Origin of the sequence: Pedobacter sp. FW305-3-2-15-E-R2A2, assembly GCF_038446955.1 — a bacterium.
In the GTDB taxonomy this organism is placed as follows: Bacteria; Bacteroidota; Bacteroidia; order Sphingobacteriales; family Sphingobacteriaceae; genus Pedobacter.
The window spans coordinates 7,476,366-7,496,391 of sequence record NZ_CP151803.1 but is presented as its reverse complement, the minus strand read 5'-3'; the positions used below and the strand labels follow the sequence as shown (position 1 = coordinate 7,496,391).

At 41.4% G+C, this 20,026-nt stretch carries 20 protein-coding genes; 14 read left to right on the top strand and 6 right to left on the bottom strand.

From position 1 onward, the window contains the following. Nucleotides 1-199 precede the first annotated feature (199 nt). From AAFF35_RS30640 to AAFF35_RS30625, 4 genes are all read left to right on the top strand, one after another. Nucleotides 200-1,471: a glycosyltransferase family 4 protein gene (locus AAFF35_RS30640; protein ID WP_342330228.1), complete on the top strand. Its 1,272-nt coding sequence runs from the start codon at nt 200-202 to the stop codon at nt 1,469-1,471. A gap of 23 nt (nt 1,472-1,494) precedes the next feature. Then, a complete protein-coding gene (locus AAFF35_RS30635; RefSeq protein WP_342330227.1) occupies nt 1,495-2,244 on the top strand; it encodes a glycosyltransferase family 2 protein in 750 nt (249 codons plus the stop codon). Nucleotides 2,245-2,246: 2 nt separating this feature from the next. After that, entirely contained in the window at nt 2,247-2,894 is a 648-nt protein-coding gene (locus AAFF35_RS30630) for an AAA family ATPase (RefSeq protein ID WP_342330226.1), read from the top strand. A 96-nt stretch (nt 2,895-2,990) separates the two neighbouring features. Then, on the top strand, nt 2,991-3,674 hold the full coding sequence (locus tag AAFF35_RS30625) for a phosphatase PAP2 family protein (RefSeq protein ID WP_342330225.1): 684 nt from the start codon (nt 2,991-2,993) through the stop codon (nt 3,672-3,674). A gap of 201 nt (nt 3,675-3,875) precedes the next feature. On the opposite strand, the gene AAFF35_RS30620 is transcribed toward AAFF35_RS30625, so the two are convergent. Together AAFF35_RS30620 and typA are read right to left on the bottom strand one after the other, a co-directional pair. Next, entirely contained in the window at nt 3,876-4,592 is a 717-nt protein-coding gene (locus AAFF35_RS30620) for a 3-ketoacyl-ACP reductase (protein WP_342330224.1), read from the bottom strand. 131 nt (nt 4,593-4,723) lie between these two features. Then, nucleotides 4,724-6,526, bottom strand: coding sequence for a translational GTPase TypA (typA, locus tag AAFF35_RS30615; protein ID WP_074608097.1), 1,803 nt, complete (start codon nt 6,524-6,526; stop codon nt 4,724-4,726). Between the two features lie 221 nt (nt 6,527-6,747). Between typA and AAFF35_RS30610 the strand changes: the two genes are divergently transcribed. Beyond that, nucleotides 6,748-7,419: an NAD(P)H-binding protein gene (locus tag AAFF35_RS30610; RefSeq protein ID WP_342330223.1), complete on the top strand. Its 672-nt coding sequence runs from the start codon at nt 6,748-6,750 to the stop codon at nt 7,417-7,419. On the opposite strand, the gene AAFF35_RS30605 is transcribed toward AAFF35_RS30610, so the two are convergent. Further along, nucleotides 7,410-8,231, bottom strand: coding sequence for an alpha/beta hydrolase-fold protein (locus AAFF35_RS30605; protein ID WP_342330222.1), 822 nt, complete (start codon nt 8,229-8,231; stop codon nt 7,410-7,412). The two genes, AAFF35_RS30610 and AAFF35_RS30605, sit on opposite strands and share 10 nt — an antisense overlap. Nucleotides 8,232-8,406: 175 nt before the next feature. On the opposite strand from AAFF35_RS30605, the gene AAFF35_RS30600 reads away from it, so the two are divergent. The 8 genes from AAFF35_RS30600 (at nt 8,407) to AAFF35_RS30565 (ending at nt 15,897) form a co-directional block, all read left to right on the top strand. Further along, nucleotides 8,407-9,111 carry an esterase gene (locus AAFF35_RS30600; RefSeq protein WP_342330221.1) on the top strand — a complete coding sequence of 235 codons (705 nt, stop codon included), beginning with the start codon at nt 8,407-8,409 and terminating at the stop codon, nt 9,109-9,111. Nucleotides 9,112-9,306: 195 nt separating this feature from the next. Then, complete coding sequence (locus tag AAFF35_RS30595; RefSeq protein WP_342330220.1) at nt 9,307-10,389, top strand: hypothetical protein; 1,083 nt, start codon at nt 9,307-9,309, stop codon at nt 10,387-10,389. A gap of 24 nt (nt 10,390-10,413) precedes the next feature. Next, the gene (locus AAFF35_RS30590; RefSeq protein WP_074608089.1) at nt 10,414-11,517 is read left to right on the top strand and encodes a carboxylate-amine ligase; all 1,104 of its coding nucleotides are present in this window, start codon (nt 10,414-10,416) and stop codon (nt 11,515-11,517) included. Between the two features lie 3 nt (nt 11,518-11,520). Next, nucleotides 11,521-12,354: a GMP synthase gene (locus tag AAFF35_RS30585; RefSeq protein ID WP_342330219.1), complete on the top strand. Its 834-nt coding sequence runs from the start codon at nt 11,521-11,523 to the stop codon at nt 12,352-12,354. Between the two features lie 2 nt (nt 12,355-12,356). After that, nucleotides 12,357-13,544 (top strand): hypothetical protein, encoded by a 1,188-nt coding sequence (locus AAFF35_RS30580; RefSeq protein WP_342330218.1) that lies wholly within the window; start codon nt 12,357-12,359, stop codon nt 13,542-13,544. Nucleotides 13,545-13,771: 227 nt separating this feature from the next. Continuing rightward, a complete protein-coding gene (locus AAFF35_RS30575) occupies nt 13,772-14,359 on the top strand; it encodes a Crp/Fnr family transcriptional regulator (RefSeq protein WP_342330217.1) in 588 nt (195 codons plus the stop codon). 88 nt (nt 14,360-14,447) lie between these two features. Then, the gene (locus AAFF35_RS30570; protein WP_342330216.1) at nt 14,448-14,978 is read left to right on the top strand and encodes a YceI family protein; all 531 of its coding nucleotides are present in this window, start codon (nt 14,448-14,450) and stop codon (nt 14,976-14,978) included. 43 nt (nt 14,979-15,021) lie between these two features. Continuing rightward, on the top strand, nt 15,022-15,897 hold the full coding sequence (locus tag AAFF35_RS30565) for a pirin family protein (protein WP_342330215.1): 876 nt from the start codon (nt 15,022-15,024) through the stop codon (nt 15,895-15,897). Between the two features lie 54 nt (nt 15,898-15,951). On the opposite strand, the gene ispF is transcribed toward AAFF35_RS30565, so the two are convergent. Both ispF and porV read right to left on the bottom strand, forming a co-directional pair. Continuing rightward, complete coding sequence (gene ispF / locus AAFF35_RS30560; protein WP_342330214.1) at nt 15,952-16,431, bottom strand: 2-C-methyl-D-erythritol 2,4-cyclodiphosphate synthase; 480 nt, start codon at nt 16,429-16,431, stop codon at nt 15,952-15,954. A gap of 36 nt (nt 16,432-16,467) precedes the next feature. After that, nucleotides 16,468-17,643 (bottom strand): type IX secretion system outer membrane channel protein PorV, encoded by a 1,176-nt coding sequence (gene porV / locus AAFF35_RS30555; RefSeq protein ID WP_342330213.1) that lies wholly within the window; start codon nt 17,641-17,643, stop codon nt 16,468-16,470. Nucleotides 17,644-17,902: 259 nt separating this feature from the next. Between porV and AAFF35_RS30550 the strand changes: the two genes are divergently transcribed. Beyond that, nucleotides 17,903-19,489: an SUMF1/EgtB/PvdO family nonheme iron enzyme gene (locus AAFF35_RS30550; RefSeq protein WP_342330212.1), complete on the top strand. Its 1,587-nt coding sequence runs from the start codon at nt 17,903-17,905 to the stop codon at nt 19,487-19,489. Between the two features lie 37 nt (nt 19,490-19,526). Here the strand turns inward: AAFF35_RS30550 and AAFF35_RS30545 are convergent, their stop codons facing one another. Next, nucleotides 19,527-20,024 carry an acetyl-CoA carboxylase biotin carboxyl carrier protein subunit gene (locus tag AAFF35_RS30545; protein WP_342330211.1) on the bottom strand — a complete coding sequence of 166 codons (498 nt, stop codon included), beginning with the start codon at nt 20,022-20,024 and terminating at the stop codon, nt 19,527-19,529. Between the last annotated feature and the right edge of the window lie 2 nt (nt 20,025-20,026).

The following is a 20,026-nucleotide window of genomic DNA, read 5'->3' as shown; positions in this document are numbered from 1 at the left end:
TTCTATTATACTGTTTTAAAAGAATATGTTCGTGGTACTTTAGCTATTTTTAGCGCATGTATAGGGCTGTTAACAGCAGATGACACTGAAAAAATTCAGTGTCGCAAAAAACAACATCTTTTTATTAAATTTTGGTAGAAACCAACGAAAATACACAAGAATTTAACAACGGTTCACAATAATAGATAATTTTGATAAATTGAAGGTAGTACACTTAAATACATATGAAGGGAACGGGGGTGCCGGAAGGGCCTGTCTGCGCTTAAGTGATGCCCTGAAAGCGCATGACGTCGATTCGAGTGTGGTGGTCTATTTTCAATTTAAGGAAAGTAAGCTCACGGATACTTTTAGCAAGGGGCCTTTTCAGAGAGCCCTGGCGGTTTTCAACATTCTTGCAGAGCGTTATTTATCTAAAGCATTCGCTAAAGCAGTAAAAACGCCCTTTTCATTGCAATGGTTTGGCCGTTCTGTGATCAAACATCCTAAGGTAAAGGAAGCCGATATTATTCATTTACATTGGATTAACCACGGTTTCTTATCTCCAAAATTTCTGGCGCAGATCGATGAACTGGAAAAACCGGTGGTCTGGACTTTTCACGACAGCAATGCTTTTACCGGCGGTTGTCATGTCCGCTATTCCTGTGAAAATTACCATAAGGAATGTGGTCACTGTCCATTGCTAAAGTTTAGCGGGAAGGATGATTTTTCCCATAAAACCTGGTTGCGGAAGAAGAAGGCTTATTCTGAGCTGAACTGTCATATTGTAGCCCCCAGCAACTGGATGGCAGACTCTGTGAAACTGAGCAGTTTATTGGGAACCCGTGGCATTACCGTTATTCCAAATACGATTGAGACCAATGTTTTCAAGCCCTATGTCAAATCGGAAGCGAAAAAGGTGTTAAAGATCAACCCCGATAAGTTTGTCATGATGAGTGGTTTTATGCCTTCCAAGAACGATAAACATAAGGGAACCTCCTATCTCATCGATGCTTTGAATGATCTGGCGTCGAGACCGGGAATCATTAAAGAAAACATTGAACTCGTCATCTTCGGAAATAAAGACAAGGTCGACATGCCGGAATTTCCTTTTAAAACCACTTTTCTGGGAACCATCAGCAATGACGAACACCTGGCCAAGTGTTATTCTGCAGCAGACGTATTTATCACGCCCTCACTGGAAGATAACCTACCCAATACAGTCATGGAAAGCCTGGCTTGCGCAACCCCCGTAGTGGCCTTTAAAACAGGTGGCATTCCGGATATGGTGAGGCATCTGGAAAATGGCTATCTCGCGGAATATCAATCTTCCGAAGACCTTGCTACGGGAATAGAATGGTTATATCATGACGAAAATGCGCCTGATATTCAGAAAGAAGCAAGAAGAACGATTTTAACTCAATTCTCTGAAGACGTTATTGCAGAAAAACACTTATTATTGTATCAATCCCTTATTAATTTACAGCCGCGTTAATTTTAGATTTAGATTTTACCTCCATGCAACCAAAGCTAAGTGTCATCACCATCGTTTATAATAATGTAAAGGATATTGAGCGCACGATGCTTTCCGTGTTGAATCAGACCTATCCGAATATAGAGTACATTCTGATTGACGGGGCTTCCAGTGACGGCACAAAAGACATCATTTATAAATATAAATCAAGGCTTGCCCAGTTCATTTCAGAGCCGGATAAGGGAATTTATGATGCGATGAACAAAGGTTTATCACTTGCGACAGGTGATTATGTCCTATTCATGAATTCCGGTGATGAGATTTATGCGCCGGTAACGGTGGCAGAAGTGTTTGATACCGCAGCGGCGGCAGACATCTATTACGGTGAAACAGAGATGTTTAACGAGAAATGGGAAAGTCTGGGACAAAGGAGACATCATTCGCCGGAGAATTTCGACTGGCAGAGTTTTAAATATGGGATGAGCATCAGTCACCAGGCAATTTATGTGAAACGCAGCCTCGCAGAACCTTTCAATCTGGAATATAAATACAGTTCTGATATTGACTGGATCATCAGAGCAGCAAAGAATGCTTCAAGTATTGTGAATACCCATAGCTACGTGGCGAAATACCTCGTTGGTGGTGTGTCTAAGAAAAAGCACCTGGCCAGCCTGAAAGAGCGCTTCAAGATATTTACCAGGTATTATGGATTGGTTCCAAATCTGATCAATCATATTTTCATTGCCGTCAACCTGGCGCAGTATTACATCCGCCACCGCAGAACCAATGATTAATCATGCCTTTTCTATCTCATATTACCTTACCCAAAACCGAGATCGCAGACTATCCGTTTTCTATCCCCGCGTTTAAAGAGGGATTAACACTCAGGTTACACGACAATGTGACTTTCTTTGTCGGGGAAAATGGTTCCGGAAAATCGACCCTGTTAGAGGCAATCGCTGATCAATGCGGATTTAGCCTGCGCGGCGGAAACCGCAATCATAATGTAGACAGCGGGGAAGAATACAATGGCTATAATACACCACTTAGCGGCTCTATTACCCTTGGCTGGACACCAAAGCGCATCAGCAATGGCTTTTTCATGCGGGCGGAAAGCTTTTTCAACTTCGCAGATTATATTGATGAAATTGCTGAAGAAGACCCGGATATATTGGACGCCTATGGCGGTAAATCTCTTCATGAGCAGAGCCATGGGGAATCGTTTTTGTCATTGTTTCAAAACCAATTCAGCAGAGGCATTTATATTCTGGATGAGCCTGAGGCCACCCATTCTCCCATGCTCCTTTGTTATCCTGAAGCAACAATTTTTAATTTCGGGACCTCCGGACTGGAAGAAATCGTCTATAAAGACACAGCGCATTACCAGCTGACGAAAAGCTTCCTCGATAACCCGGATGCCTACTTTCGTTTTCTATTTGACTAAAACACCAGGGCTGTCCATGACAAAATCATGACAATCTCTTAACGCCAAATTTATACTGCAGCGCTACTTTTGACTCAAAGCAATATAAAGCGCTCCATGTTACAACGAATTCTCAGATTTCCCTGCTATTTCGGCCTTGTCCTTCTTCTTCTTTTCCTGGCTGTTGTTTTTAACGGTTGTTTTTCCAAGACTGAAGGATTTCTCCTGCTCAATCTTTATCATCCTTTATGGCTGGATCGCTTTTTCATGCTGGTCACAAATCTTGGTGACGGCCTTTTTAGCCTGATGGTAGTGATCGTTCTTCTTTTGTGGAGAAAGAGAAAAAAAGCAATTATACTCTTGGTTGCTTTTCTAAGCTCGGGCCTGATTGCTCAAATTATGAAAAGAACTATCCAGATGCCGAGGCCCCTTGCCTTTTTTGAACAGACCGGATTTGATTACCCCTATTTTGTAAATGGTATAAACCTGCATGGCTCAAATTCTTTTCCTTCCGGACATACGACCTCAGCCTTCGCCCTGGCCACAGTAATGGTCCTCGTTTTTAAGAAAAAGAGGATTTCTCTATACTGTTTGTGTTTCGCTGTCCTCACGGGTTATTCCCGCATCTACCTCGCCCAACATTTTTTACAAGACGTTATTGTTGGCGCATTGATCGGAACCTGTTGCGCTTTACTGAGCTATCAATGGATTTATAAATCAAAGGTTTTTAAAGACAACCGGCTTCCTTCCTACCGGTACAGAGCAACTTCGCCGTTTCAACACCTGTCGTCTCAGGACTAGGTTTTTAAAAAATATACTTTTAATACAAAACAGTATCGGAAACTTACAAAAGTCTGCCGCTGTGTATTTAAGTATCAGGGATTAGGTATCATTACGTCAACCATTGTGGCAAATTGTACCTGCTTATAAACTAGAACAATAAATATGTCCCCTGAGCTCCTTAGGGATTCAGGGGATTTTTTATAGGATTTTAACGCTGAATTAAGGGTTGGTAGACCACAATGCAGCCTCTTTCAGGAACACCCTGCGGTTCAGCTTTAATTGTGCAACCACAAGTTCTGCAAAATCTTCCGGCTGCATTACGCGGTCAGGATTTCCATCTGTTAATTTAAGGTCTTTTGCCATATCTGTAGAGACCGTACTCGGTACTAAAGTGCTCACACGGATGTTGTGTTTGCGTACTTCCTGCATTAATGATTCGGACATTCCGATCAAGCCAAATTTAGAAGCGCTATAGGCACTCGTCACTGCGGCACCATTTTTACCGGCAGTAGAGGAAACATTGATAATGTCTCCTGCTTTTCTTTCGATCATCTCCGGAAGAACCGCACGGGTAACGTGATAAGGGCCAAATAAGTTCACTTTAACAATTTCTTCCCATTGTGCAGGCTCCAGTTCCATGAAAGAACCAAAAGCACCAATTCCGGCATTGTTAATAAGAATATCGATGGCACCCAATGAAGATTTTATCGAGTCAATGGCCACATTCACGGCTTCAATATCGGTTACATTTGCAGTAGCGATTGCCGTTTTAACTCCATATTGTGAGAGTTCTGCCGCTACTTTTTGTAAGTCAGACTCCGTTCTTGCTACTAAGCCTATGTTCACGCCTTCCTGTCCCAAAGCAATTGCAATTGCACGTCCGATTCCTTTTCCGGCACCGGTGATGATGGCATTTTTTCCCTTCAATGATTCCATATTATCTTGTATTAAGGGGGCAAAATTAAGAAAAAAGAGGGCTGGAAAAGAGGGTTTGAGGAATATTACTTACAAATAGAAAAAGCCCGCAGGTGTTGACCTGCGGGCTCGTATTTTCTGATCCGAAAGGACTAGAAGTTTTTACCTTTTATTTTACGTTCACCTTCAGTTAAGTAGATCTTACGTAAACGCATGCTTAATGGAGTGATCTCGATGTACTCATCAGCCTGGATGTATTCCATAGCTTCTTCCAGAGAGAACTTAATTGCCGGAGCAATGCGGTTGCTATCATCAGTACCAGATGCACGCATGTTGGTTAAAGCTTTACCTTTAACAATGTTTACTACCAAGTCATTGTCACGGATGTGCTCACCCATAATCTGACCTTCATAAACCTCAACACCCGGGTCAACGAAGAAACGACCACGATCCTGTAGTTTATCGATTGAATAAGCAGTTGTGCTTCCTTTTTCCATAGAAACCAATACTCCGTTCAACCTTCCAGGAATTACACCTTTCCAAGGCTCATAAGCTTTGAAACGGTGTGCCATAATCGCTTCACCACCTGTAGCGGTTAATACGTTATTTCTTAAACCAATGATACCACGTGCAGGGATGTCAAACTCTAAGTGTTGTAAATCTCCTTTAGGTTCCATGATCAACAATTCACCTTTACGTTGTGTTACCAGTTCAATTACTTTACCAGCAACTTCACCCGGTACATCTACGATCAAAGTTTCAATAGGCTCACATTTTTTACCGTCAATTTCTTTAACGATTACCTGTGGCTGTCCTACCTGAATCTCATATCCTTCGCGACGCATAGTCTCGATCAATACCGATAAATGGAGAATACCCCTTCCGTATACTAAATAAGCATCAGGAGATGGAGTTTCTACGACTTTAAGCGCTAAGTTTTTCTCCATTTCTTTGTAAAGACGTTCTTTGATACGTTGAGACGTTACAAATTTACCTTCTTTACCGAAGAATGGGGAGTTATTGATGGTGAACAACATGTTCATTGTTGGCTCATCAATTTTGATTACCGGCAATTGTTCCGGAGCATCAAAATCAGCGATGGTATCACCGATATCAAAACCTTCAATACCTACAACAGCACAGATATCACCAGATTTCACTTCAGTAGCACGGATCTTTCCTAAACCTTCGAAAGTATATAATTCTTTAACTCTTGTTTTTACAATTTTACCATCACGTTTGATCAAAGTAACCGGTTGATTTTCTTTGATCACACCACGATGAACACGTCCAACTGCGATACGACCTACGAAAGATGAATAATCTAAAGAGGTGATCTGCATTTGTAAAGTACCATCGTTTGTAGGTGCAGGAGGGATATTAGCAACAACTGCATCTAAAAGTGCGAAAATGTCTGTAGTAGGCACTTTCCAGTCAGTACTCATCCATCCTTGTTTCGATGAACCATAAATTACAGGAAAATCCAATTGATCTTCTGTAGCTTCAAGGTTAAAGAACAATTCGAAAATCTGTTCGTAAACCTCTTCAGGGCGACAGTTTTCTTTATCAACTTTATTTACGACTACGATTGGTTTTAAACCCAGAGCCAAAGCTTTTTGTGTAACGAAACGAGTTTGAGGCATCGCACCTTCAAAGGCATCACACAATAACAATACTCCATCAGCCATTTTCAATACACGTTCTACTTCACCACCAAAATCGGCGTGACCAGGGGTATCAATAATGTTGATTTTTACATCTTTATACTGAACAGATACGTTTTTTGAAACGATGGTAATTCCCCGTTCACGCTCCAAATCATTATTGTCAAGTATTAAATCTCCCGTTTGTTCGTTATCACGGAAGATTGAACAAGAGTGTAAGATCTTATCAACCAGTGTAGTTTTACCGTGGTCAACGTGGGCTATGATAGCTATATTTCTTATTTTTTGCATAAAATGCGTGTAAATTTTGGCGCAAAGATACGACTTATTATCGACATATCAATCAATTAGTTAAGAGCAAATATTGAAAAATAAGTGTCTTTTATAATGTGATCGTAATGACCATTTTATTCAAAGCAAGTATTGGTGTTCCACTTGTTAATGCTTACTTTGTTGACAGTAAAAAATCATCCGGAGAAAGGGATGGATAAACGTCTCAATAATTATAACAGATGGAGAAGAAAGCAGTTCTACTTGGTGCGAGTGGATTAATAGGAGAAAGTTTACTCGAACAGCTGCTGAGCAACAGCCATTACAAAGAAGTGCTCATTGTTGGCCGGAAAAAGCTGGAAAGGCAACACCCCAAGCTAAAACAGCTGGTTGTAGATTTTGATAAACTGAACGATTATGCCTTACAAATCCAGGGAGATGTGGTTTTCTGTTGCCTGGGGACCACAAAAAGTAAAACACCCGATCAGGTACAATACAAAAAGATAGATTATCAATATCCGCTCGATGCGGCAGCAATTGCCCAAAGTAATGGCACAGAACAGTATCACCTTGTGTCGGCCTTAGGCGCAAACCCTTCTTCCAGCATCTTTTATACGAAAACAAAAGGAGAAGTAGAAAGAGACCTGAAAGCCATTCCATTTAAAAGCATTCATATCTATCAACCCTCACTACTCGTTGGCGAAAGAAAAGAAAGCCGCAACCTCGAGGGCCTGATGACGGTTGTGATGCAGATCTTAAACCCATTGTTGATTTCCGGTTTGCGGAAATACAGGAGCATTAAAATTGAGAAGGTCGCATTGGCGATGATCAGGAAATCCCTGGAAGATGCCTCCGGAACATTTGTTTATCCTTCGGATAAAATTGAAGAAATCAGCAGTAAATCTTATAAATAGGTTTTTCTACCGAATGCCCAGGTTAGAAATGCCGGCATTGCTTTAGACCAGCTAGGAACATCATGTTTCCCTCCTACCATTTCATAATAGGCGATGTCTTCGGGACGCTGGTATCCTTTTTCCAGCAAGCCCTTAATTACATCAATGGTATCATCAATAGAATCTATAATGTAATTGCGGTTCCTATCAGCAGTTTCGTCTTCTGTCCCTGTCATCAGCCAGAATTTAAGCTCCGGTTTGCCTTTTGTTTGCTTAATCATTTGATGAAGAATGCGGTCGTCATCTGTATAACCGTCTTTAAGGTCTTTTTTTCTCCACCAGAAAGATCCTGAAAAAACCCCTACTGCATCAAAATAGTTGTCGTTATTCCAGGCAATATCAAACGCGGTCAATCCTCCAAGAGAACACCCGGCGAATGCCCTTTTCCCGTTGATGGGCATCTCTACTTCTCCCTGAATAAAAGGAAGCAGTTCATTGATGACAAAATCAGTGTAAGAAATAGCAGCGCCACCCCTTCCCAGAAAGTCGGGAACACCGGCAACCCCATATTCCTGAACGCGGTCTTTAGAAGCTTTAACAGCCACGACCACCAGAGGTTCTATTTTATGCGTCCGGTATAATGCGTTTAACGTATTTTCCAAATCCAGGCCTTCGGCGTCCTGTCCATCGTTTAAAATAAGCAGATTCAGTGTTTCATTCCCCAACAGGTTGTCAGGAGTAAAGATCTCCAGCTCTACCTCTCTTTTTAAACTGTTAGACTTTATCACGTTTTTAGTTCTGATCACTTCCGAAAGTAACATGGTGGTATACATAATGCGGCAATTTCCCCTTTCTCACAAATAGTTTGCAAAGGTACTATTATTGACAAAATATATTCATAAGTGTCAATATTTTTCAGCTAATCATCAGATTTATAGAAAGAAATGCGAATATTCCTTTGGGTTTAAAAATAGTTTTTTATACCTTAAAGCAGCTAATTTTCGCAACATGGTTGAAGAGTATAAAAAATGGTATAGCCATAATCTAAACGCGGATTTTGAGCTGCTGACCTTCGGACAAAGTGGTTATCCGATCCTGCTCTTTCCCACCAGTATGGGGCGGTATTTTGAGAACAAAGATTTCAAATTAATTGAGTCTGTACAACACTTTATTGAAGAAGGAAAAATCAAAATCTACTGTGTAGACAGTATCGATAAACTAAGCTGGTACAATAAGGACATCCATCCTGCAGACCGGGTAAAGAACCACATCTGGTATGATAAATTGTTATTGGAAGAGGTTTCTTCCCTGGCAAGACAGGAGACCGGACACGACAGGATTATTACTGCAGGTTGTAGTTTCGGGGGTTATCATGCGGCGAATTTCGCCTTCAGACATCCCTGGCTCGTGAGCCATATGTTTAGCATGAGCGGTGCCTTTGATATCCGCGGACAGCTCGACGGCTTTTACAACGACGACGTGTATTTTAATAATCCGGTAGATTATCTCCCACATGACCAAAACCGGGAGCTTTGGAATATGAAAATTATTCTGGGAACGTCCGATAGGGATATGTGTAAAGGAGACAATGAAAAGCTCTCCGGTATCTTAAATGAAAAAGGCATCGGGCATTGGCTGGATATCCGGCAAAATGCAGATCATGACTGGCCCATCTGGCGACAAATGTTTCCGGAGTACCTGTCGCAATTGTAATTCATTAAGGGTATATTTATCAGAACATTAACGCCTTTTCGTTGTTTCATCAATAACAAAACCAAGAGAATCACAGAGGATTCGAAAAACAAACCAAAACATCAGTAAAAAACCAGGAACCTTGTCGGCCAAAAACCAACAAAGGGGCCAGATAACGTAAAAATCAGAAAGACCTATAAAAACTACGCTAATTATATGAAAAAAATCGGAATCTTATTTGGGCAGGAAAGATCATTTCCAGAAGCCTTTGTAAAACGGGTAAACGAAATCGCAGGACCAGACATCAGGGCAGAATTTGTAAGTATCGATAAGATATTTCAGGCCGAACCATTGGGATATTCGGTGATTATAGATCGGATTTCGCAAGATGTTCCCTTTTACCGTGCGGCACTAAAAAATGCAGCGATGACAGGAACAGCAGTGATCAATAATCCTTTTTGGTGGAGTGCTGATGAGAAATTTTTCAACAATGCACTGGCCATAAAATTAGGGGTTCCGGTTCCTAAAACCGCATTGATCCCATCCTATGATCAACCTGATGATACTACAGATAAATCATTCAGCAACCTTGCCTTCCCGATGGACTGGGATGGAATATTTGAATATACAGGCTTCCCGGCCTACATGAAGCCATTTGATGGCGGTGGTTGGAAAGAGGTGTATAAGTTGCATGACAAAGAGGATTTCTTTGATAAGCACAGCCAGACTAAACAAACGGTGATGATGCTTCAGGAAGAAATCGTTTTTGATGAATATTTCCGTTGCTATTGTATTGGTGGTAAGTATGTAAAAATTATGCAATATGAGCCTAGAAATCCTTCACATTTGCGCTATGCAGTCGAAAAAGGACCTTCAAGCGAGAAACTATTGCAAACGATCCATGATTATGTGCTCCTGTTAAATCAATATCTGGGTTATGATTTCAATACGGTAGAATTTGCGGTTCGTGATGGCATTCCATATGCAATTGATTTCTGTAATCCTGCACCTGATGCGGAAGTAACCAGTGTGGGCCAGGAGAATTTCGACTGGGTAGTAGAAACATCGGCAAAATATGCGATAGAACGCGCAAAGGCACATGTGGATGGGCAAGACAACCTGACCTGGGGCGAATACATCAGAACGTCTGCAAATGATGTTCCACTGATTGGAAAAGCAAAACCGGCAGCAAAGGCTCAAGAAGCGGCAAAAACAACTGCAGCGCCGAAAGCAGCAGCAAAGGCAGCAGCGAAAAAAGCTCCGGTAAAAGCAAAGAAAGCAAGTACAACAAAAAAATAACAAGGCATCAATTCAACAGTTAATATGATGAACGATTTTACGCTTGGTGTAGAGGAAGAGTACATGGTGGTCGATCCCGTAACACGCGAACTGACCTCACACGATCAGAAGATTGTGGAGGCAGCACAAAAAATACATAAGGATCAGGTAAAGGCAGAAATGCATCAGGCCGTGGTAGAGGTAGGTACGGGAATCTGTAAGAACACAGAACAGGCCCGTGCAGAAATTTCTCAATTGAGATATACGGTATCTCAACTCGCAGGAGAACAAGGTTTACGCATCGGCGCTGCCGGTACGCACCCATTTTCACATTGGGAAAAGCAGCTGATTACAGAGCATCCGCGCTATAGCGAGATCGTAAATGAACTTCAGGAAGCAGCAAGGTCTAACCTGATTTTTGGCCTGCATGTGCATGTTGGCTTTCAGTCCAGGGAGCTGGCCATTCATATTGCCAATCAGGTCCGGTATTTTTTACCCCATGTCTTTGCCTTGTCTACCAATTCTCCATTTTGGGAGAGCAGAAACACAGGATACAAATCTTTCCGGACAAAAATATTTGATAAATTCCCCAGAACAGGGATTCCTGACATCTTTAACAGCATCGAAGATTACGACAACTACGTGAAACTATTGATCAAAACCAATAGTATTGACAACGCGAAAAAAATCTGGTGGGACATCAGGGTACACCCCTTCTTTGAAACTATTGAGTTTAGAATTTGCGATTGCCCGATGCTGATCGATGAAACGATGGCATTTGTTGCCTTATTTCAGGCTTTGTGCGCAAAGTTATATAAACTGCGGCTGCAAAACATGAAGTTCATCAGCTATTCCAGAGCATTGATCAATGAGAACAAATGGCGTGCTGCAAGGTATGGCATTGATGGAAACCTGATAGATTTTGGAAAAGAAATGGAAGTAAACTGTAGAAATCTTGTCCTGGAGTTATTGGACTTCGTAGATGATGTGGTGGACGAACTGGGCTGCAGGGATGACATTAATTATGTACACAAAATTCTGGAAAATGGCACGGGCGCAGACAGGCAATTGGCTGTTTACGAACAAAATGGTAACTTTGAGGCGGTGGTAGATTATATCACTTCACAAACGTTAATTGGTGCGAGATAGAATATGACAAGGGATAGAAATAAGATTAGGGTTGCCGTAATTGATATGAACAATGGGGTAACCAACCAGGGGATGCGTGGGATTCAGGAAGTCTTGTTGCGTTATCAGAAAGAAATGTCAGTAGAGTTATCTTATGATGTATTTGATCTGAGACAAAAGGGCGAAATTCCAGGCATTGGTTACGATATCTATATTTCAAGCGGAGGTCCGGGAAGTCCTTTTGATGGAGAAGGACAACAATGGGAAAATGACTTTTTCGCATTGCTGGATAATATTGATGCATTTAATGCCGTAAATGAACATCAAAAGAAATATGCGTTTTTAATTTGCCATTCCTTCCAGATGGCCTGCCGGAAATTTGGCGTAGGAAAGGTCATCAGAAGACGTTCTACCGCCTTTGGGATCTTTCCTATTTACCTGACAGAAGAAGGGGAAGACGAGATGGTATTTAACGGCCTTCCTAATCCTTTTTATACCGTAGACAGCAGAGATTGGCAAGTGATCAATCCCGAAGATGTCTTTTTCTCTAATACAACAGCACAGGTCCTGGCTTTGGAAAAAGAACGCCCTCATGTGGACTTGGAACGCTGTGTGATGGCCGTTAGGTTTACCAAAGAAATTATAGGCACTCAGTTTCATCCGGAAGCAGATCCGGTAGGAATGAAACAATACCTCTTGCAGGAAGACAAGAAAAAAGCAATTATTGAAAATCACGGCGCGGAAAAATACCTGGATATGTTGGACAGCGTAGACGATCCGAACAGGATTACCCTCACCAGAAGCGTGATTTTACCCAACTTTTTAAATGAGGCATTAAATGCCTTACAGGAAGCATAACTATGATTAGCAGCTACAGAGCATCATTTAATGAGCATTTTTCGGAGGAGAAGTATCTTGAGTTTTTAGAAAAACTTGAAAACGGATTTACTAAAATTCCCTTTCGCGTTGCGGAAACACCCATATTTCTTCCTGCTTCATTAAAAGAAAAACTGATCGCTGCCGGTGCTGAAATTATAGCGCTGATTCAACAACCGGACTTTAAGGAACTCACGGAAAAATCGATTCCGGAGAACTGGAAGGTTCCTGCAGAAAATGCTCAGCCCCACTTTCTAACGTTCGACTTTGGCATCTGTAAAGATGAACATGGCGACTTAACACCCAAGTTGATAGAAATGCAGGGTTTTCCTTCTCTTTATGGATTTCAGGCATTGTTAGGGGAAACTTATAAAGCAGCGTATTCCCTTCCGGAACAGCTTACACCATATTTCAATGAGTTAGATGAAGCAGGATATATCGCCTTACTCAAAGAAGTCGTTCTTGGAGCTCATGAAGCCCATGAAGTTGCATTGATGGACATTGATGCCTCCAACCAAAAGACCGCTATCGACTTTCTCGTGACGGCCCGATACCTGGGCATCAAAATTCTCAGCCTTAGCGACATTAAAAAGGAAGGTAAAAGCCTGTACTATGAGCAGAACGGGGAACACATAAGGTTGAAAAGAATTTATAACCGACTGATATTTGATGAGATTGGCGACAATACCGATCTGTTCAAAGACAGTTTTGACCCCCGGGATGAGCTGGATATCGAATGGATCACCCATCCGAACTGGTTCTATAGGATCAGTAAATACACCATGCCTTTTTTGAAGAGCGAGTTTGCCCCTGAAACATTTTTTCTGGATCAACTGAGCAGTATTCCTTCAGATCTGGAAAACTACGTGCTGAAACCTCTATTTTCATTTGCGGGAATGGGTGTGATTATTGATGTGAAAAAAGAGGATATTGAAGCTGTTGCAGATCCTGAAAACTGGATTTTGCAAAGAAAAGTAAATTACGAACCAGCGGTTCAGGCACCCGATGGAGGGGTAAAGGTAGAAATCAGGCTGATGTATTTATGGCCGGAAGGAAAAGAGCCTGTACTTTGCATCAATCTGGCGCGTCTGAGCAGAGGCAAGATGATCGGTGTACGCTACAATAAAGATTTTGATTGGGTTGGTGGAACCGTTGGCCTGATGGAAAAGTAAATTTACATTCAACAGACCTGCTAAATGCAGTCTTTAATTAGTTTTGTAATATGGACATTCAAACCATTTTAGTTGTTATTCTTTTTATGGCCGCGATATTCTATATCGGTCGTATGATATATAGATCGTTATCTCCTAAAACCGGGGGCTGCGCTTCTAATTGCAAGTGTGGTGTAGATTTTTCCAATATCGAACCCAACAAGAAATAGATTTCATCTATATCCCCTATGATTGAACAGTTCAAACTCTATTTACAAAAGAAGGTCGCTATAACAGATGAGCAGTTCGATCTGATCGCCGGTAAGCTCAGGGTCAAGAATTTTGACAAGAATGAAATGATCCTGATGAAAGGAGAGGTTTCTCCCCATGGTTATTTTGTATTGGATGGATTGTTACGCAGCTATTCCATCGATGCAAAAGGCAAAACACACATTATTCAATTCGCACCGGAACAATGGTGGATGTCGGACCGCAATGGCATGTTTAATGAAGCCTCAGAGTTTTTTATTGATGCTATAGAACCGACACAGGCGATCGTTATGCCCAAAGCGTTTATTGATGAAGCGGCAAAACATGTACCTTGCATGTATGATTTCAACAATAACATGTTACATAATTCCATCCGCTTTATGCAGAAAAGGATCAATATGCTGTTGAGTGCCCCAGCCGAAGAAAGATACCTTAACTTTATTCAACTTTATCCCAACCTGACATTAAGAGTCCCGCAATGGATGATTGCCTCCTATCTCGGCATCACTCCGGAGTCCCTCAGCAGGGTCCGTAAAGACCTGGCACATAAGCATTTTAAAATATAGCCCTTTCTTATCATACATCAATGTGTACCTGATGTGCTTGTCGTAATTTTGTGTTGTTAATAAAGAAAACAACTAAATAAAAAATATTATGGCAACTACACAATGGGCATTAGATCCAACTCACAGTGAACTACAATTTAAAGTAAAACATTTAATGATCACTACTGTAACCGGTAGCTTAAAAACATTAAATGCATCCTTAACTTCTGAAGCAGATGATTTTCACAATGCTCAGGTTTCCTTTGATGCAGAAACAAGCTCAATTGATACTGGTAATAAAGACAGAGATAACCACTTAAAAAGCGGCGATTTCTTTGACGCTGAAAAATTCCCTAAAATCACGTTCGACTCTACTTCATTGAGCAAAGACGGTGATGATTATACTTTACATGGAAACCTGGTTGTTAAAGGGACCAGCAAACCGGTAAAATTGAATGTAGAATTTGGCGGTATCGCTACCGATCCATGGGGAAATACTAAGGCTGGATTTACCTTGAATGGTAAAATCAACAGAACAGACTTCGGATTAACATGGAATGCAGCTTTAGAAACAGGTGGTGTAATGGTGAGTGAGGAAGTAAAAATATTAGGTGAATTACAATTTGTAAAACAAGCTTAATCAAAACTCATGCATCCAGGTCATAACACAAAAGAAAGACGGAATGGAAGCAAATATTAAACAGGTGTCGGCTGTTTTAAACCCGCCGGCACCTCATATGGTCGGAGACGGCTTCAGGGTTCATAACTTTTTCCCAAAAGGATATAAGCTTAAAATGAGCCCTTTTTTCCTATTGGACTATAATTCTAAAATACAATTTTCTGCACGTAATGAACCGAGAGGTGTTGGGGTGCATCCACACCGGGGTTTTGAAACGGTTACCATCGCCTATCATGGCGCAGTGGCCCATCAGGACAGCGCCGGAAACAGTGGAATTATTAAACCCGGAGATGTGCAATGGATGACTGCGGCAAGTGGAATTCTACATAAAGAACACCACGAAGAGGCATTCAGCAAAAAGGGAGGCCCCTTTCAAATGGTTCAGTTATGGGTAAACTTACCAGCAAAAGATAAAATGAGCAAGCCGAAGTATCAGGCGCTCTGCCATGGGAGTATTGCCCGTCACGAGCTGGAAAACGAGGCAGGGGTAATTGAAGTCATTGCAGGAGAATATATGGGTACAAAAGGCTCTGCAAGTACCTTTACACCAATAGAAGTCTATAATCTGCGTCTGAATAAAAATGGGAAAGCATCGTTTAGTTTCCCTTCGGACTACAATACCGCGTTTGTTGTCATTGAAGGCGAAATCAAGGTGAACGATACAGTACTGGCAAAGACAGATCAGCTGGTTCACTTTAAAAATGAAGGAGAAGAAATTCGGGTTGAAGCGATACAGGATAGTGTTATCCTGGTTTTAAGCGGAGCACCAATCCATGAACCCATCGCACAATATGGTCCGTTCTTAATGAACAAACCGGAAGAAATTCAACAGGCGATTGCAGATTATAACCAGGGCAAATTTGGCTATTTAGAAGAATAATTTATAAAAAAAACCGGAGATGATGTCTCCGGTTTTTTTTATGTTGGTTGTGCTTTAAATCTTCTGGATCAGACAAACAGCGTAAGCCACTACACCTTCTTCCCTTCCGATAAAGCCCATTTGCTCGTTCGTGGTTGCTTTTATAGAGATGTCCTCGATATCAATACCAATCGCTGCTGCGATATGCGCCTGCATAGCGGGAATATGCGGATTAATCTTCGGCGCTTCCAGGCAGAGCATGGCATCAATATTACCAATTTCAAAACCTTTCTCTTTAACCAGTTTCACACTTTCCTGTAACAGGATAATGCTGCTGATCCCTTTCCAGCGTGGATCTGTATTTTTAAAGTGAAAGCCTATATCTCTCAAATTGGCTGCACCAAGCAATGCATCGCAAATGGCATGTAACAACACGTCGGCATCAGAATGTCCAAAAGCACCTTTATGGTGTTCCAAATCTACACCTCCCACCACAAAAGGATGATTCTCCTTCAGCTGATGTACATCAAAGCCAAACCCTACCTTAATCTTCATTTCTATATATTTTTGTTTATTAGTATTCCCGATCCATTATTTGGCTTCGCCAAAATTGAACAATAAAGAGAACCTCAGCGTATTTGCCAAAGGACTCTTTTGCGGACTGGCCAGCAAATATGCAAAGTCTATGTTGAATACATTGTATTTAAGACCTGCACCTAAAGTAAAGTAGCGTCTGTCGCCCTTTTTTGGACTTTCATAAAAATAGCCTGCACGAAGGGCAAATTGCTGATTGTACCAATATTCCATCCCTGCAGCAATGTTAATTTCCTGCATTTCTTCTTTAAAGCCACCAGGTGCATCGGCAAAAGAGCCAAAAATACCTGCAGGAACAGACCTATCCGGATCCTGACCAGCAATTATTTTTCCATCTGCATTGTAAACAGGCTGGGTTGGCACCAGTAATTTATTAAAGTCGAGCGCAAAGGTAAACTGATTAAAATCGTCAATAATAAAAGTGGAGGCCCCTCCTATTTTTAGGTTTGTAGGAAGAAAATAACCATTATCTCCATCTACATAGCTCATTTTTGTGCCAATATTTGAAATGTTCATTCCGGCAGAAAGAATGGCATCTTTACCCAGAAAACGGGTTGGTTTTTTAAAATACGCCGAGACATCGACGGCTACGGAATTCCCGGCTTTAGTCTGCTGACCGGCTGAGAATTGTCCTGAAAAAAGATTGGAACGGATATATCTTGCAGCTGTCCCTAATGAAAAAGATTCTCCCATTTTCCTGGAAAAAGAAACATCAAAGGCCAGTTCATTTGGGTTATAAACACCCAGGTCCTGCTGATTGACATCGGTTAATTGAATTTCTCCCAGGCTAAAATACCTTAAAGAAGCGCCGATGGTATTCCTGTTATCTACTTTATAATAACCGCTGAGGTAAGTCAGGTTCACATCCGGGATGAGGCTTTTTAGCCATGGGCTGTAGGAAACGGAAAAACCATAAGTACGCTCTAAAAATGCCAGCTTGGCAGGATTAATCCCCATGGCATTCGCATCCGGCTGAACAGCGACCCCTGCCTCCCCCATTCCACCGGCCCTCGCATCGGGACTGATCAGCAGGAAAGGTACGGCGGTAAAAATGTTGCTGGAACGACTTCCATTCGTCTGAGTTCCCGGTTCAACGCTTTGTGCATATAAATCAGCGCAAACTGTTAATAAAGAAAATAAACTCAAAACAGTTTTTACCAGTCTTCTACTCATTTGCCAAATAATTACACCACTATTATATGCAAGTTAACATAGTGTTTAATAAAATCAAAGTATTATGAACTTTCTATTCGATTTGAGATACCTTGTATAATCCATTAAGAACCACCAGAATATTTATTCAAATATGCCTTAAAGAGGCACAAAACACCATTTTTTAAAGATTATTTTTATTTAAAGCATTTGTTTTGTTGTAGTGTACGTCTTTTTTTATGTAATTTTAACAGTTAAAGCACTATGATATCCCTCATATATGAAAAAATCATACTTATATTCAATTGCATCTATTGCAATTATAGCTTCTCTAGCCTCCTGTAAATCAAAGTCAGGAACCTCTGAGAAGACAGGAATGGCATATAACAAGCAAGAGTTTGGAGGCTTTGAAGTAAATAAAAAATTCAAGCGCGGTCCGGGTCCCGGATTAGTCGAGATTGAAGGTGGTGTATTTGTCATGAGCGGAAGTGCCATCAATGTTCCCGGTGAGGAGCTCAGCAATTACAATCATAAAAGGGAGACTACGGTTTCTTCTTTCTATATGGATGAAACAGAGGTTTCCAACACCAACTGGCTGGAATACCTGAACTGGATCCGCACCAGCTATCCAACGGATCATGAATATTATTATAATGAACTTCCTGATACCCTGGTTTGGCGCAGGCCTTTATCCTATAATGAACCTTACGTAGATAATTATTTAAGGCACCCCGCTTATCAGGATTATCCTGTGGTAGGTGTAAGCTGGGAACAGGCAGAAAGGTATTGTGCCTGGAGAACTGACAGGGTGAATGAGTTGTTGCTTCGTGAAAAAGGTTACATGACCAGCTTTAAGGACATTAACGGCGGAACCTCAAAAACAGCAGGTAACGCGACGGCAACAGCAAGGCCAACAGAGCCTTTTAACACGGATATTTACCTGAACGGGCAGTATGACGATAAGGGTAAAAAAGCAATGAAAGATCTTAATCCTTCTAATGCTTCCGGTGCAAAAGGAGCGACAACAGGTAAAAATGCAGCCACTAGAAATGTAAGACTGGAGGATGGCATTATCAAACAGCCTTACCGCCTGCCAACAGAAGCAGAATGGGAATACGCAGCTCTTGGCTTAATTGGAAATACACAGTATGAGAATATCGCTGCGAATAAAATCTATCCATGGAATGGTTTAGGGTTGAGCTCTGCAAAAAGAAGTACAAGAGGATTAATCCTGGCTAACTTTAAAAGAACCAAAGGTGATTATATGGGTGTAGGTGGATCACTGAATGATAAAGGTGGACTTACAGTTGCCGTAAGGTCTTATATGCCAAATGATTTCGGCTTATACAATATGGCAGGAAACGTGAACGAATGGGTTGCTGATGTTTATCGCTCCAAAACTTTTGAAGCAGCAGACGCCTTTAATCCATATAGAGGAAATTACTACAAAGACAAGAAAGTGGCTGATCCGGTTAGCGGAAAGATTGAAAAAGACAAATACAACAAGCCTGTCTTAACAGATGCCATTTCTTACAAGAAACAAACCTGGGCAGAAAAGCAGGCCGCAACGCCTCCGCCAACGGTTAATACTTATGCCGATCAAAGGGGCTATCGTGATAAAGCAAATGATTTATACGGAGAGATTACCCTGGTAACAGATAAATCAAGAGTATATAAAGGAGGATCCTGGGAGGATCAGGCATTGTGGCTGAACCCTGCAACTAGAAGGTTCCTTGCACAGGATGAATCTACCGCTGATATTGGTTTCCGTTGCGCAATGACGATGTTGGGTGCTTCAGAGATCAGATCTACAGGAAAGCCTCAATTTAAGCCAAAGGCAGCGAAAGCATTCAGGGCTGGCAAATAAAATTAAAAGCATAAAAAAAGGAGCAACGCTCCTTTTTTTATGCGAATTGCAGTAGAATTTCGTTCTTTTCTACCTTATCCCCCTTCCGGATCAGAATCTTCTTCACTATTCCTCCGGTTGGTGATTTAATAATATTTTCCATCTTCATCGCCTCCAATACCAACAGACTGTCCCCTTTATTCACTTCCTGTCCTTCTGTTACAATGACATTCAGCACCAATCCTGGCATAGGGGCCTTAATTTCGAGCACCTTATTTGCAGAGGAGCTGTCCATCCCCAGTTTTTTGAGCAATTCATCATACTGGTCTTCTATTCCAACCTGATAAAGAGTACCATTTACTTTAATGACCACTGCCTTTCCGTCTTCGTTGCGCTCTACCAGCTCTATATTATAGGATTTATTCTGATAGATCACATGTTTCTGTGTTGCAGAGAGATCTCTGGTATCGATCTGCAGCTCCAGCCCATTAACTTTTAATACTTTTTCTGCTACTTCTACCTCAAAATTGTGTTGTTCATTTACTTTGACCTTCATAG